11 protein-coding genes and 1 pseudogene are annotated in these 13,644 nt (G+C 67.3%); 4 read left to right on the forward strand and 8 right to left on the reverse strand.

The genetic code is table 11. From position 1 onward, the window contains the following. Positions 1–27 precede the first annotated feature (27 nt). Complete coding sequence (locus LIU39_RS12360; protein ID WP_227046700.1) at positions 28–804, reverse strand: GntR family transcriptional regulator; 777 nt, start codon at positions 802–804, stop codon at positions 28–30. A gap of 130 nt (positions 805–934) precedes the next feature. On the opposite strand from LIU39_RS12360, the gene LIU39_RS12365 reads away from it, so the two are divergent. From LIU39_RS12365 to LIU39_RS12380, 3 genes are all read left to right on the forward strand, one after another. Then, on the forward strand, positions 935–1,774 hold the full coding sequence (locus LIU39_RS12365) for a (2Fe-2S)-binding protein (protein ID WP_227046701.1): 840 nt from the start codon (positions 935–937) through the stop codon (positions 1,772–1,774). Between the two features lie 199 nt (positions 1,775–1,973). Beyond that, positions 1,974–2,816, forward strand: a complete 843-nt coding sequence (locus LIU39_RS12370; protein WP_227046702.1) for an SAM-dependent methyltransferase — start codon at positions 1,974–1,976, stop codon at positions 2,814–2,816. Between the two features lie 916 nt (positions 2,817–3,732). Further along, on the forward strand, positions 3,733–4,089 hold the full coding sequence (locus LIU39_RS12380; RefSeq protein ID WP_227046703.1) for a hypothetical protein: 357 nt from the start codon (positions 3,733–3,735) through the stop codon (positions 4,087–4,089). A gap of 769 nt (positions 4,090–4,858) precedes the next feature. Here LIU39_RS12380 and LIU39_RS12385 read toward each other — a convergent pair. From LIU39_RS12385 to LIU39_RS35800, 6 genes and pseudogenes are all read right to left on the reverse strand, one after another. Continuing rightward, positions 4,859–5,959, reverse strand: a complete 1,101-nt coding sequence (locus tag LIU39_RS12385; protein ID WP_227046704.1) for a DUF5954 family protein — start codon at positions 5,957–5,959, stop codon at positions 4,859–4,861. A 395-nt stretch (positions 5,960–6,354) separates the two neighbouring features. Further along, positions 6,355–6,860: pseudogene (locus LIU39_RS12390) on the reverse strand (phosphotransferase). A 106-nt stretch (positions 6,861–6,966) separates the two neighbouring features. Then, complete coding sequence (locus LIU39_RS12395; RefSeq protein ID WP_227046705.1) at positions 6,967–7,644, reverse strand: hypothetical protein; 678 nt, start codon at positions 7,642–7,644, stop codon at positions 6,967–6,969. Between the two features lie 47 nt (positions 7,645–7,691). Further along, positions 7,692–8,324, reverse strand: a complete 633-nt coding sequence (locus LIU39_RS12400) for a hypothetical protein (protein ID WP_227046706.1) — start codon at positions 8,322–8,324, stop codon at positions 7,692–7,694. A gap of 9 nt (positions 8,325–8,333) precedes the next feature. Then, a complete protein-coding gene (locus LIU39_RS12405) occupies positions 8,334–9,551 on the reverse strand; it encodes a putative T7SS-secreted protein (RefSeq protein ID WP_227046707.1) in 1,218 nt (405 codons plus the stop codon). A 12-nt stretch (positions 9,552–9,563) separates the two neighbouring features. After that, positions 9,564–9,920 (reverse strand): WXG100 family type VII secretion target, encoded by a 357-nt coding sequence (locus tag LIU39_RS35800; protein WP_505016421.1) that lies wholly within the window; start codon positions 9,918–9,920, stop codon positions 9,564–9,566. A gap of 1,249 nt (positions 9,921–11,169) precedes the next feature. Between LIU39_RS35800 and LIU39_RS12410 the strand changes: the two genes are divergently transcribed. Continuing rightward, positions 11,170–11,760, forward strand: coding sequence for an ankyrin repeat domain-containing protein (locus tag LIU39_RS12410; RefSeq protein WP_227046708.1), 591 nt, complete (start codon positions 11,170–11,172; stop codon positions 11,758–11,760). A 389-nt stretch (positions 11,761–12,149) separates the two neighbouring features. Here LIU39_RS12410 and LIU39_RS12415 read toward each other — a convergent pair whose 3' ends face one another. Further along, positions 12,150–13,640: an alpha/beta hydrolase gene (locus LIU39_RS12415; RefSeq protein ID WP_227046709.1), complete on the reverse strand. Its 1,491-nt coding sequence runs from the start codon at positions 13,638–13,640 to the stop codon at positions 12,150–12,152. Between the last annotated feature and the right edge of the window lie 4 nt (positions 13,641–13,644).

The raw sequence follows: 13,644 nt of genomic DNA on the forward strand, positions 1-13,644 counted from the left end.
CCCGGCCCGCCACGGCACCACGACCGGTCAGTGCGGGTGGCGGGCCGCCGACAGGTGCGCACGCGCGACGCGTTCGGCGACGTCGTACTCCTGGGCGGCCAGGGCGTCCAGAAGAGCCGAGTGCTCCGACGCGTCGGCCAGCAGTTCCGCCCGGCGCAGCCGGGAACCGCCGGCCGGCCGCTGGGTGCGGCGCAGCAGATCGTCGGTGACCTCCACCAGCCGGCGGTTGCCGGTCAGGGACATCAGGGCGTGATGGAAGGCCCGGTCCGCCTCGGCGTAGCCGACCCGGTCGCCGTGCGCCGCGGCCGTGACGCAGTCAGCGGCCTGCGGGCGCAGCTCCTCCCAGCGCTCCGGACGCAGCACCCTGGCCAGCCGGACGACCGCCGGGATCTCCAGCATGGCGCGGACCTCGGCGAGTTCGGCGAGGTCACGCGCGCTGCGCTCGGCGACCCGGAAGCCGCGGTTGGGAACCACCTCGACGGCGTCCTCGCCCGCGAGTTGCTGCATCGCCTCGCGGACGGGGGTGGCCGAGACGCCGTACCGCGCGGCGAGCGCGGGCGCGGAGTAGACCTCGCCCGGCGCCAGTTCACCGGCGAGCAGCGCCTCCCGCAGCGCGGCGAGCACCTGGCCGCGTACGGAGTGGCGCTGGGGGCGCCGTGCGGCATCGGGTGTCGCGGCGGTCGCCGCGCGGACCGCCGTGGCACGCTCATGGACGACGAAATCGCCGTGCGGCACAGCGGAACCGGCTTGCGCGGGCACCCGTGCCCGAGCCGGAGACTGCGCTTCCGCTCTGCCCTGCTCCATGGTGCTTCCTCCTGACATCCCCAGCACTTTAGGCGCCCGGAACCGTGGTTCACACCTCGCGGAGCCGGGGTAAAGTCTTCAGATAAGGTAAGGCTTACCTGCTAACGATCCCGATTCGGTGGTCTCCCGCATGACTCCTGCCCTCGCCGCGCCTGCCCTGACCTCACCTTTCGCCGGTGCCTACGCCCGGCTCACCGAGGTGTTCCCCGGCTTGCGGGTGACCGAGTGGGACACGGCCGCGCCCAGCGGCCCCGGCTGGGTGCCCGCCGCCGCGCTCGCGGCCGGTGACGAAGCCCTCGACGCCTTCCTGGCCTGGGACGACGAACAGGTCCTGCGGGACTACCACACCCGCGCCCGGCCGGACGTCATCGCCAGCTTCGCGCTGCACCGCTACGCCTGGCCCGCCTGCCTGCTCATCACCATGCCGTGGTTCCTGAACCGCCGGGTGCCGCGACTGCCGGTGGCGGACGTCACCTTCCAGCGCGAGCTGGGCCGGATGGCCGTACGGGTGCGCTCGTTCGCGTGTCTTCCCGGCGACCCTGCGGCCGGTCTGCCGGGGGCTCGTGTGGTGCCGGACGAAGAGGCGCTGCGCGCCGAGGTGCGGGACGCGGTCGCCGAGCATCTGACGCCCGTGCTCGACGGCTTCCGGCCCCGGATGCGGCGCGGCCCGCGCGCCCTGTGGGGCATGGCGACGGACGAGATCGTCGAGGGCCTGTGGTACCTCGGGCACCTCCTGGGCGAGGAACCGCGCGCGATGGCCGAGCTGGAGCGGCTGCTGCCCGGCGCCACCGCCCCGTACGTCGGCAGCGCGGCCTTCCGCGAGCTGACCGGACCGTCCGGCGAGGCCCTGCCGACCCGGGACCGCGCGAGCTGCTGCATGTTCTACACGCTGCGCCCCGACGACACCTGCGTGACCTGCCCCCGCACCTGCGACGCCGACCGCATCAGCCGCCTCAGCAGCACCGCCTGACGCACGCTCCCCTTCCGAGCTCCCGGCGGCCAAACCCAACTCGGGCCCTGCATATGGCCGTTCGGACACCGGACACGAGCGCCCGGAAACGAACGCCCCCACAGACAGTTGACTTGTTTGCTCCCTGTGAAGGAAGCGGCAAGTGCGACGAGGCTGATGCCCGAACCGGACGAGCAGCACCGAGTGAGGGGAGACGCCCATGCCGCACGACAGCGCACCGACCTCCGAGGACGCGACGCGCAGCTACTACGACACCGCCGACGTCGACGCGTTCTACGACGCCGTGTGGGGCGGCGAGGACATCCACACCGGGATCTACGCCCAGGAACACGAGGCGATTGCGGACGCCTCGCGCCGCACCGTCGAACGGGCCGCCGACAAGGTCACCGACCTCCTCGCCCCGGGCAGCACCGTGCTGGACCTCGGATCCGGATACGGCGGCCCCGCCCGCTACCTGGCGGAGCGGTTCGGCTGCCGCGTCATCGCCCTCAACATCAGCGAAGCCCAGAACAAACGCCACCGCACCACCAACATCGAGCGCGGACTTGACGGCCTGGTCGAGGTCGTCACCGGGTCCTTCCAGGACATTCCCTATCCGGACCACCGCTTCGACGTCGTCTGGTCCCAGGAAGCCTTCTGCCACAGCGGCGACCTGACGCAGGCACTCAGCGAAGCCGTACGCGTCCTCAGGCCCGAAGGGGCCCTGGTCTTCACCGACTTGATGGCAGCCGATGGCACCCCGGAAGAAGTGCTGCATCCCGTCGTGTCCCGCCTGGGCGTGGACGCGCTGGCCACGCCGGACCGCTACCGCCGGACACTTTCCGGACTCGGCCTGTCCCGCATCGATTTCGACGACCACAGCGGCCAACTGGCCCACCACTACGTACGCCTCACCGAGGAGACCCACACACGCGAAGCGGAACTGCGCGACCTCATCAGCCCCGGCTACGTCGACCGCCTCCTCGGCAACCTGCCCCGCTGGGCGGACGCGGCCCGCCACGAGCAACTGCGCTGGGGCATCTTCCACTGCCGCCGCGCCTGACCGGACCGGGAGCCGGAGCTCACCTGTCGGGCTTCACGCCACCCGGCCGACGCGGCTCCGGCCACTGCCGTCCCCGGCCGGCCGACGTCATGTTTCCCCGGCGGACGCGTCCGGACCCTGCGACGGCCGACGGCAGGTCCTGGGCCTCGGACAGTACGTGCAGTTTGCTGCCCTTCTTGCCGCGATCAACCGGGTTCGGGCCGGTCAGAGCGGCCCCCCTTTCGCCCGCACCTCGCGCGGCAAGACCGGCATCGCCGACGTCCATGTCGACCTCTCCCGCTGCCAGTTCCGGATGAGGCGGAATTCCACAAGACTTCCGCATCTTCGTTCTTCCTGGGGGCGTGACGGACCGTGAGAACTGTCAACGGGAGATCTGCGCCAGTACCCCTGGCGCTAACAGCCGTTGACCGTGCACGGGCAGAAGTGATGTGGCGTCAATCGCAACCTCGGTGGTGGCTCGGCCAAGCCAACACCGAGAACACGGGGAGAGTTCAGGGGGAGATCGTGCATATCAACGCGTCCCGAACAGCGAAAACGGCGGCGACAATCGCTGTTGCCACATCAACACTCGTAATACCGATGGCGAATTCCGCGACGGGTTCGACGTCTTCGAAGTCACGCGACCGGAGCCGCCGTCACCAGCATCGACGCAACATGCAAGCACCACAACCGTAATTACATCGTGCGGAACTATTACCGACGTCCTGCCCGTTACACGCTGCGCTGCGGCACGAAGCGGTGACGGGCGTGGTGTTTCTCCACCTAGACCCGGTCATGCCGAGTTACGAAAAATTCCGTACCATCATCGGTACCCCAGCAGGCAGCAGTGACCTCCTCACTGCATACAGGGTCACGCGATGCTCCACAGCCAAGTGCTGGTCTCGGCGGGGTAGTTAGCGAGGACTCGCAGTGGAAGATGGTGGTGCACATGCCGGCCAAAATGCCAGCCGAGCAGGCTCTGGCCCGTTCATACACCACCGGTGACGGGATGGTCAGATGCAACGTCGATGAACTCTCGGTCAGTCACCAACCGGATCGAAGCGTGATGTTGACGTACTGGCTTACTGCGGAAAGGGAAGGGCTCCAGGCCGAGCGTTGGGAATTCACGCTCCCTTGGGATGACAAGTCCTTTCTGGATGTGTTCACCTCACCCGCCCCAGATCCCGAACGACTTCAGCAACTCGTGTACATCGTTCGTACTGCACTGGAGGAGTGGTGGGACACTAAGGGGCATAATCGCAAGTCGGCGAAGATGGGACGTCGACTTCCCTGAGCCGCCGAACTCCCATGGGCCGTTCCCCCGCATTTCCCTACCCACGGGAGATGCGGGGAACGGCCCATCTCAAACTCAAGTGCGGCTCCGCTGGGGCATCCCAGCCGTCGGCAGCAGCGGCCTGGCCATCGCGGCCGCCGACCTGGCCGCTGAGAGCGGTGCGGCACCGCGCCCTGCCCTTCCAGCTCGGCGCCGGCGAAGACCAATGCGTCTTCACCCGCTGGCGCCTCCGCCGCTGACCGGCCACCAGAAAATGGAGGGCCCCGGCAGGCAGCACCTGCCGGGGCCCTCCACGTTCGAGATCGCGGCCTTGGCGCGCCTGTGCCGTTCACGTTCGGGGAGCATCGCTTCCTCCGCCGCGTAGACGGCCAGGCGTCGCGCGACGTCCTCGGTAAGGGCCCCGCGGTCGACTGAATCCTGCTGGGCGGAAGTGAGCCTGGTCCCGGGGCTCCGGTGCGCGCAGCGGCAGCTCGTCGGCCCGTCCCAGGTACTGGCGCCGGGCCACGGCCATCCATCGCCGGGCCGGGGAACTACCGCCCCCTCCCTGAGCTGGTGGGTCTGGTCGAGCATGCGGCCCTCCGAGTCGACCGGTCGCAGAACCGACCACCGGCGAACGGTTCCAGGAGAGCACGTGTGTGTGCCGCTCAGGCCGATGCGGAGCGCAACTTCCGGATCGGTCACGTACCGGTGCGGCCAGGTGAACCCGCTCGGAGATCCGGCATCCGGGCCGAGCGTGGCCACCACCGCCTGCATGCCAGGCCGGGAAGGCTCAGCTGTCGTCGTCCCCTTGGTGTTCGTGCTCGTAGCGGATGTTGCCGTCCTCATCGAGCAGGAGGTGGATGCGCTCGGGGTCATGACTGCTGATGTCGGATGGACGCGGCCCTTCGGGACCGTCAGGTCCCCAGCGCAGCAGACGGCGGGTGCGGCCGATCCGGTAGACGGTGCCCAGGACCTCCAGTTGGTTGACTCGGCCGGTGCGCAGCCGGTCGGCGGCCTCGGCATACGCGGTCAGTTCTCCGGCCGCGGAGTCATCCATCTTGGCAACCTGCGTACGGGCGTCGACCTGCTGGTCGGCGTCCATAGGGATGAGGCCACGCCTGCGCGGCTCCCAATACGTCAGCGAGAAGTCCAGCGTCTTACGGGCCTCTTGCGCACTGGTGTGCAAGCCGCTGCCCGACTTCCATCCCGTGTCGGTGCGCTCCACGATCTTGAACGTCGTGGGTAACAGCAGGATGTCGGGGTGGGTGCCCAGGGCCCGGTGCGAGTCGAGCCGCACGTCGTCGGGGTACCGGGAACCGGCGTAGGCCATGTCGCGCAGCGTCAGCCGTTCCGCGGCCTGGGTGGGGGTGACCGGCGCGTCGAGATCCAGGACCAGACCGTCATCGATCTCTGCCTCCCTGGAGCCGCGGTCCCAGTCGGGGGTGGCAGGCTCCGGATCGGTCGGGCGCGGCTGCTCGATGCCGTCCGGGCCCATGCCGACGTACTCCTCGGCGCGCACGATCCGGTAGCGGATGCCGAGCACGGTGAGTTCGTCGACGCGTTCGCTCTCCAGCCGGGCAACCGCCGCCAGCAGAGCACGACGCTCCGCCCTGTCCTGTGCCTCGTCCTTCGCACGGAACCACAGCAGCGAATTCAGGCTGTCGCGGGCCGTCTGCGGAGAGCCGTTCGACACCGCGACCACCACCCGCCATCGCTGACCGTCGTCCACTTCCTGCGCGGCAACGCCGAATAGTGGGCCGCGGACCGCCACATTGCCGGCCTGCATCGCGGCGTCAACTGCGTCGGCTTCGACGGCGGCCTCGACTGGTTCCACCGGAACCCGCACCACCACCGGCCGTACCCCGCCCAGCCTCATATCCCCAAGGTCCATGCGCCCATCCTGCCGACTGCGACAGGCTTTTTACACGTATTCCTCCGAATCCGTATGCCCTGGCTCAGGGCGCTGGCGCCGCTGACCCTCGCACAGGCCGACAGGATGGCGGCCGGGCTGGGCGAGGCGTGGACGACGCCCGACGCTCCGTCGCGGCCTCGTGCAGAGCAAGGGGCCGTGACCGGCCAGTGATCCGGCCGAAGTTCCGCGTTCGGACGTTGACGGTGCGCGGTAGGCGTACCGAGTTGGAAAGCGTGGCATGTCCCGCCGAGCATGCCTGGTACCCATGGCCGGACGATCCGGCTGCCGGTCGGAGGCTGATGCAGCACATCGTCGCCGCAGCTGCGGCGAGCCGGTGGCTATGACCGGCACGGTCCTCACACGCAGTGCGTGCCTCAGGCTTCGTCCAGCACTGCCTGGATCACGTGCCGGGCGTTGTGTGCCATCGCCGGGTTGGTCCTCCGGTAGTAGGGCAGCACGATCAGCGCCTGCGAGAGTGTGCGTCCCCGGCAGCGGCTCCAGGTTGCGTCGTCCACGCCCGGTGCCTCGCGGAAGGCTTCTCTCGCATGGGCCGGCAGCAGATTCCACGCCGGGGGGCGCAGGCTGGATCGCCCACTCCCGTGCACCCGAAATCGATCACCGCGGTCAGCCTGCCGCTCTCGACCAGCAGGTTGCCCGGCATGAGATCGGCATGCAGCCACACCGGCAGCTCGTCCCAGCGATGGTGATCGCGACCAGGGCGCGAGGCGCCGTTGGGCGAACCAGCCGCCAGGCGCGCACTGCTGGCCTCCGGGGCCCGCGCCGAAGCCCTACCAGACCGGTGGCGCGCTGCAGGCCGGAGGGCTGGACCTGCGCCCCGACTCGCCCGCGGCGGACGGGGCGGGCCGTTCGGTGGCGGAATCGAACTCGATCACGGGGGCGGCCGGGAGCTGTCGACTCAACGCCCTTAACGGGATACCCCTTGGGCCGACTGCCGCTGAAGCACTCCTCATTGCGCTTGGCCGCTGTTAGCCGAAAGGACTTGCTGGCCTTTTTCCATCGAGATGGGGCGTTATGGGAGCGGGTTTTACTGATGCTAGTTCGGGCGAACTCTCTGGTGCAGGCTGGGCGCTTTCGGGTATGGCGAGGTCAGACTGGTCGAAGGTCATGCTGCGCAGTAGTTCCACGATGTCGGAGCAATACTCGTCCCAGTGGTCTTCGCATGGCGTCGTAAAATTGATGGAAACGAGGCACTGTTCTCCATTTTCTGGTCCTTGCGGTACGGGAAGGAATGCCTGCGTTTCTGCCATGGGTAGGGTCAGGTCTTCATCTGAAGGGGAGCTCTCGGCGGGAATGGGGAAGCTGTTCACCCCGGACAGCACTGCTGTGGGGCCGTTGGGGGTGTCCAGCACGCTTCCGGCCCATGATTCTCCCCTTGCGGCAGTGAGGGAGCGAACTATGCCGTCTGCGGCCACTGCTGCATCTCCGAACTCGAAAGGCGTGACCGTGACGAGCAAGGTTCCGAGCGATAGCTCGCCGTCGTAGGCTCGGACGCAGCACCCGGCATACAGTGCTCCGGACTTTTCGAGTGCCTGTGATGCCTTGTGGAGATTCCTCGTTAGGTTCTGGAACATGACGGGTTTCGCATCGAGGGCTTCTTGAGATACTCGTGTGGTGATTTCTCGTTGCGCTTCTTCGATGGTCATCCCTATGGGGATCTCCGTGAATCCGGCCGGTACCGTGAATTCCAAGGCTAAATTCCCGTCTGGTCGCGATGTGGACCGGGAGGAGGTGGCGGAGGCGGAGGTACAGGAAACTGGGCTGCTTGCTGTCGGCGGAAATCCTCAAGCAGTTGCAGGTTCTTCTGATGCCATTTCCTTGTGTACCGCGGACCGAGTGCAGCCCCGGCCAGGAACAGGATCCCGACCAGGCAGGAGCCCACGACAGCGGGCACTGTCTCCCGGGCGGCCCACGCCAGAGTGAAGAGTCCGGCGGCCGCGATGCAGCACAGGCCGACCAACTGGGCAGGGTGCCACCCCTCGTAGGCTTTGGTGTCCCTCCGTGCACGCGCGGCGCGCTCCGGGTGGATCAGTGACGGGTCGAAGAGAACAGGCCCTGGCCAGGGCTGAGTAACGGCGCTCCAAGTGCCGGCAGCCTGTACGCGAGCCAGCGTGGCCTGGGCGCGTTGCCGGGACGCGGGACTGTCGTCGCGCACGAAAATCAAGCGGCGTTGCCCACGCCCGTACGGCTCCTCGGCGCTGAGTGCATAACCCAATTCTGTGCCGATCCAGGTAATCCGGTCGGCGTGGATTGATCCGAATCCGGTGAAGACGAGTCTGACGGTTGGGCGTCCATCAAATTCCGCTGCTGCTGTCTCGTCGTTCATGATTTACCTTCACCCTCCATCGGGGGCTCGGTCCTTGGCGCTGCCCTTGTTCCATGCGTTCTCCAGCCCGATCAACAAGGGACCGCCACCACCGGGAACACCCCCCATCTCAATGGCCTGGCGTCGATCTTTCGGCTTAAAGTTCTCGAAGACAGAGGGGTCACCGAAAAGCCCAGCCCAGGAATCAACGAGCCCGAAGTTGGCAGCACCATCTGCCGCACGACTCTTGAGCATCGCGGTGCCCAATTTTCCGCCGACGCGAGAGGCAGCGCCCAAGGGGATAATGCCCAATCCGTCCTGCGCCAACGTCCGGTTCGAGACGACGTCTTCGCCTCCCGCCATACGGGCTGTGCCGTGCAGGACAAACGCCCCGGCCGCGAAACCGGACGATGCCAGCTCCAACGCCCCACCTACAGGAGCAAGAATCACTTCGGAGGGAGGAAAGACCATGCCAACCGCTGCGAGGCCCACTCCGACAGCGCCCACCACAGCGCTGACTGTGGACAGAACATCGCCGACGGCAGCAATGGCGTTGGCGTGGTTCTTCACCCAATCCCACGCCTGGTTGGCCAAAGCCGCCTGGGCCTCAGCCAGGGATTCAATGGCGTCTCCAATCCGATCCAGCCAGCCCGGTTCGTCGGGAGCCTCTTCTGAGGCTCGACGTATAGCCTCCGCCACCTTCTCCGCGGCCTCATCATGCTGATGCTTGAGCCGTCCCGCATCCTCGATCAGGGAATTGAGAGCGTCTCGGGCTGAATCAAGTTCCTCGACAGCCGTATTCAATCGTTGCTCTGCGCTATGCAGTTCTTCATCCGTCTCGAACGTCTGCCCGGCCAGCCCCAGATCCGGATTTCCCTCCGCATCTCGCTGACGGGAACGAGCGGTGACGGCACGGTCCTCCATATCCGATGCACGAGACTTCATGGCTTCCAGCTTCGCGGACCACTCATTCAACTGGAATCCGCAATCATAAAAACTCTGAGTCGCAGATTCGACCAGCTTCGGAAGATCCTTCACCCGCATAGAAAAGGCGTCCGCAGCAATTCCGCTCCACTCTTCACCTCCACGGGTGATGGAGCGTAGGGTCTGCGAGACCGAAGCTAGCTTTCTGTGTGCATCGAATGACTGGTCAACCAGCGCACGCGCCGCTGATAGATTTCCAGGGGTCGGGTCGAATCCTAGCCCCGGATATCCCGCAGCATCGGAAGGTATCTTACCGCCGCCCATGACCCCCCCCTCTTATCCGAAGGCCGACGATGTCGAACTGGACATAGGAGATGACCCAGGGGAATCCGATTCCATTCCCTTGGAGAATACTTGCTGAATTCCCATCTCGCATGCGCGATATGAATGTGCAGTGGCTTCGATCGAGCCTTGTATGGAATCTGCCAGCTTGGCGATCTGGTCGATCCCGTACTTCCACTTCGACTGAAAACCTTCACAAGCCGAATCCAGGGACTCGTGACCGAGCTGACCTGCTGTTGCCTGATCCATTTTCCGCGTCACCGTACGCATGCCAGTAACGCTGTCATCAAGCTTCTGCGAAATTCTTCCGAGTTCCTCGATGTCGACTCGGAACGTCCCCGGCAAAGACAAAGCTCCCCCTCTTCTTGCCTATGCCTGCTTGGCACGTGCGGATAGAGAGTCTAACAACGGCCGATGCGGCGAAGGTGGATAGGGCTTGTTTCGACCTGTGCGGGGCGGGAGTTGAGCGTTCGGCCCCATGATGGGCATGCCATGGGCCATATCGGGTGAATCCTGGAACCACCTGCGCAGCCAAGCAGCACACTCGTTGTCTTTTCGCCTGCTGCGGGCCGGCGAAAAGACGAGCGCGCCGGCGCCGCGAAGGGCGACCGGTTGACCGACCACGGTCGTCTCTCGCTCCTCGTCGGGCCCTCTCCAGGCCGAGCCCCCCAGCGTCTCGTCGATGTGGACTTCATGAGGTTGCCTGACGGCCTGATGCGCAGATCCGGAGCACCGTGAACCCGTACCGGCCACGAACGGAAGGAACCCCAGCGTGAAGCACGTCGCTGAGGACCACCAGCTCGCTCAGGTCTACCTGCGGGCCGCGCCGTAGCCCAGGCTGCCGTCGGAGAGTTCGAGCTCGCACGGGCCGGCTGCTGCTGGGAAGGGGACATGGCGACCTGCTGGGGGACTCCGTCAGGGGGTCCGGCGAAGACCGCAGGATACCTGACACATCGTCACGCGTCCGTGGCAAGGGCGCGGTATCTGTCGGCCTCCCGGCGCGGCTCGTGCTCGCCAGCAGATCGTCCACGAGGAACAGCAGCGCCGCGCCCTGGGCGTGTTCATCGGCCGTTGGGTCCGCAGCGGGCGAAACGGGCGAGGGGCGCCGTCTACGAGGCCCGGGCGGCATGGGGACCGTCGCGAGCACACCACGCCAACCCCACCTGGCCCGGCGGGATATGACGGCTGACCTCCGGGCCGTGCAACTTCGCGGCGATCGACGATTCCGACACCTTCTCTGCATCGGTCAGGGCCTCGTCGGATGCCCGGTGCGGTAGGACGCCGGGGTTGTCTCCGGCATCTTCTCTACGAACGTGGCGGCTTTCTCGCCCCGCCGGTGGAAGCGCATGACGGTGCGCAGGGTGTACGCGGCCGCGTGTTCCAAGAGTGCGGGCGGGAGCAGCGCCACGCGCCGGCCACGCAGCGCCTCCTGCGACAGGTCGAGGATGGGTTCAGGCCGGGGGCCTCCGGGCGTCGGTCTCGAAGCCCGCGAGGATGCCCGGTCGACGGCCTGCCTCGGCCTCAACTCGAAGGCTCACTCGCCGTACGGGCCTGCTGGGGCGCTGAGCTGTGTGGCGATGTCAGGCAGCAGGATGAGGGCATGGACTCGGTGGAGCAGTTGGTGCGGGCGGCGGTGGACGGCGATGGGGAGCAGGTGACACGCCTGCTGGGCGAGGGTGTGCCGGTCGACGCAAGGGACCGGGAACACCGAACGGCTCTGGACCGGGCTCTGTGGGCGGGCCAACTCAGTTCGGTCAGCCTGCTTCTGAGCGCGGGTGCGGATACCGAGCAGCCCATTGGCGAGTATCGGGAGACTCTGCCGCTCCGCTTCGCCGCGGAACGAGAAATGCAGGACATTGCCCGGGTGCTGCTGGAAGCGGGGGCAGACCCCGACGGCCGTCTGTGCGAGGGGCGGGCCACCGCCTTGATGGTGGCGGCCCAAGAAGGCCATACAGGCATTGCGCAGATGCTCCTGGACCACGATGCCGCCATCGAGCTGGCCGGACGGGGCATGACCGCCCTTGAGTGGGCCGCATCGGCTGGCCGGCCGGCAACTGTCCGTCTGCTGCTGGAGCATGGGGCCGCTTGTGTACCTCAGGCGCTCGCCATAGCTGGAGAGTGCCACCACGCGCAACGCTCTCCCGAGCGTCAGTCAGGTTACGCAACGACAATCTCCATACTTCAGGGGTGAACTGATGAGGTGGGGACGGTCCGAGGGCGGACCGTCCCCACCTCATTCCCCAAGCCGGCCGTGGTGTGGGGGCTCGCGTACAGCGATGGATACCGGCGGCGCCCCATGAGAAAGCGCAGATCAAGGGCACCGCTGTCGAATGCGGTCAGCGCCACAACAGTGGTGAACTTCGCTCAGGACTACGACGGTTCTCCCCTCCACCGAGCTTCGCGACGTGTGCCCTCACTGGCGGATGGCCGCGAGAACTCCACGCTGCAGCAACGTTTGGTGCGGGTGCGGCTGTTCTACGGCTACCTCATCGAGGAGGGTCTGAGCTGACCGCGAAAGAACTTGAGCGCGTAGCGGCAATCCTCGCGGCCGTGTCGAAGGCCGAGCGAGACGCTCAATGATCACGGGGTGGCCGGCTGTGCGGAGCAGTACCTGTCGTGTGCGGGCCGCTTCCCGGTGACCAGGTAGTCGGTCACGGCGTCGTTCCCGCAGGCGTTCGGGCCCGACAGATAGGTCACGTGCCCGCCCTGGTCGACGGTGACCATCCGGGCCCGCTCGCCCAGGGCCCGGCGCGTCCGCAGCGCACCGGACAGCGGGGTCGCCGGATCGCGGAGGTTTTGCACCATGAGCACGCCGGAAGGCCCCCGATCGGTGATCTTCACCTTTGGCTCCACTGGGGCCGGCCAGAAGGCGCACGGCCTGATGGTGGCCGCGAACGCGCCGTACATCGGGTAGCGGACACGGTCGACTGCGACGTTGTGCTGATAGGTCGTCAGGGCCGTCGGCCAGCGGGAGTCGCCGCAGATCACCCCGAGGTAGGCGGCGGGATAGTTGTCGCTGTACGCGCCGCCGCCGACATCGCCGGCACCCGGGGGCGGCTGATTCGTGTCCAGGGCGTGCCAGATGGCGGCGAGGCCGGCGAGGTCGCTGTCCGCGCGCATCATTGCCGCGGTGACGACGCGGAAGGTAGTGCCCTCGTACCCGTGTACGGGCTTGTTGTCGAGACGCGCGGCGAGTTGGAAGTACTTCTCGCGTACCGCGGCCGGTGTGCTGCCCAGGTGGTACTGCCGGGGTGTGGCCGCGGCGAACTTCGCGAAGTCGGGGAAGCGGGTCTCGAAGCCCGCGCCCTGGCTGCGCAGTGCTTCGGCGTCGTAGCCCTCGGGCGGCAGGCTGCTGTCGAGCACGATGCGGTCGCCTCGGTGGGGGAAGAGGGTGGTGTACACCGCGCCGAGGTAGGTGCCGTAGGACTCGCCGTAGTACGAGATCTTCGGCACGCCCAGTGCTGCCCGGATCCGGTCCATGTCCCGCGCGGTGTTCGCGGTGGTGATGTACGGCAGCAGGTCCGCGGTTTTCGACCTGGTGCACTGGGTGGCGAGCCTCTTCGCGGTCGCGGCCTGCTCCGCCACGTCGGCGGCGTTGCCCGGGGTGGGCGGGTTGGCCGCCACCTCACCCTGAGCACGAGTGAAGCCGCAGGTCAGAGGGGTGCTGTGGCCGACGCCGCGTGGATCGAAACCGATCACGTCGTAGCGGTCACGCACCTTCTTGGGCAGCTTCATCAATGCGGGAACGGGGAGCCCGGGCAGGCCGGGGCCCCCGGGGTTGAGCAGGAGCACGCCGCGCCTCTCGGCCGGCTTCGTGCTCGCCAGACGGGACACCTCGACATCGATCGTCCGCCCGTCGGGGTGGCGGTAGTCGAGCGGCACCGCGAGTCTCGCGCACCGCAGTGCCGCCCCCGTCGGACCGGGGCACGCACCCCACCGCAGCGGCGACCGGGATGGCGCGCCTGCCTGCGACCGGGACGGTATGCCTGCCGTGGCCATCTGCGATATGCCCGAGGCCACCGCCGCAGCGCCCACCGTGACGGCGAGCGCCGCGAGCCAAGTCCTGCGCATGGTT

It is taken from the genome of Streptomyces pinistramenti (assembly GCF_020564935.1).
Taxonomy (GTDB): domain Bacteria; phylum Actinomycetota; class Actinomycetes; order Streptomycetales; family Streptomycetaceae; genus Streptomyces; species Streptomyces pinistramenti.

Excerpts from the sequence above, each read along its gene's own strand:
- LIU39_RS12360 (WP_227046700.1), bottom strand. The coding sequence starts at position 804 with ATGGAGCAGGGCAGAGCGGAAGCGCAGTCTCCGGCTCGGGCACGGGTG.
- LIU39_RS12365 (WP_227046701.1), top strand. The coding sequence starts at position 935 with ATGACTCCTGCCCTCGCCGCGCCTGCCCTGACCTCACCTTTCGCCGGT.
- LIU39_RS12370 (WP_227046702.1), top strand. The coding sequence starts at position 1,974 with ATGCCGCACGACAGCGCACCGACCTCCGAGGACGCGACGCGCAGCTAC.
- LIU39_RS12380 (WP_227046703.1), top strand. The coding sequence starts at position 3,733 with ATGGTGGTGCACATGCCGGCCAAAATGCCAGCCGAGCAGGCTCTGGCC.
- LIU39_RS12385 (WP_227046704.1), bottom strand. The coding sequence starts at position 5,959 with ATGGACCTTGGGGATATGAGGCTGGGCGGGGTACGGCCGGTGGTGGTG.
- LIU39_RS12395 (WP_227046705.1), bottom strand. The coding sequence starts at position 7,644 with ATGACCATCGAAGAAGCGCAACGAGAAATCACCACACGAGTATCTCAA.
- LIU39_RS12400 (WP_227046706.1), bottom strand. The coding sequence starts at position 8,324 with ATGAACGACGAGACAGCAGCAGCGGAATTTGATGGACGCCCAACCGTC.
- LIU39_RS12405 (WP_227046707.1), bottom strand. The coding sequence starts at position 9,551 with ATGGGCGGCGGTAAGATACCTTCCGATGCTGCGGGATATCCGGGGCTA.
- LIU39_RS12410 (WP_227046708.1), top strand. The coding sequence starts at position 11,170 with ATGGACTCGGTGGAGCAGTTGGTGCGGGCGGCGGTGGACGGCGATGGG.
- LIU39_RS12415 (WP_227046709.1), bottom strand. The coding sequence starts at position 13,640 with ATGCGCAGGACTTGGCTCGCGGCGCTCGCCGTCACGGTGGGCGCTGCG.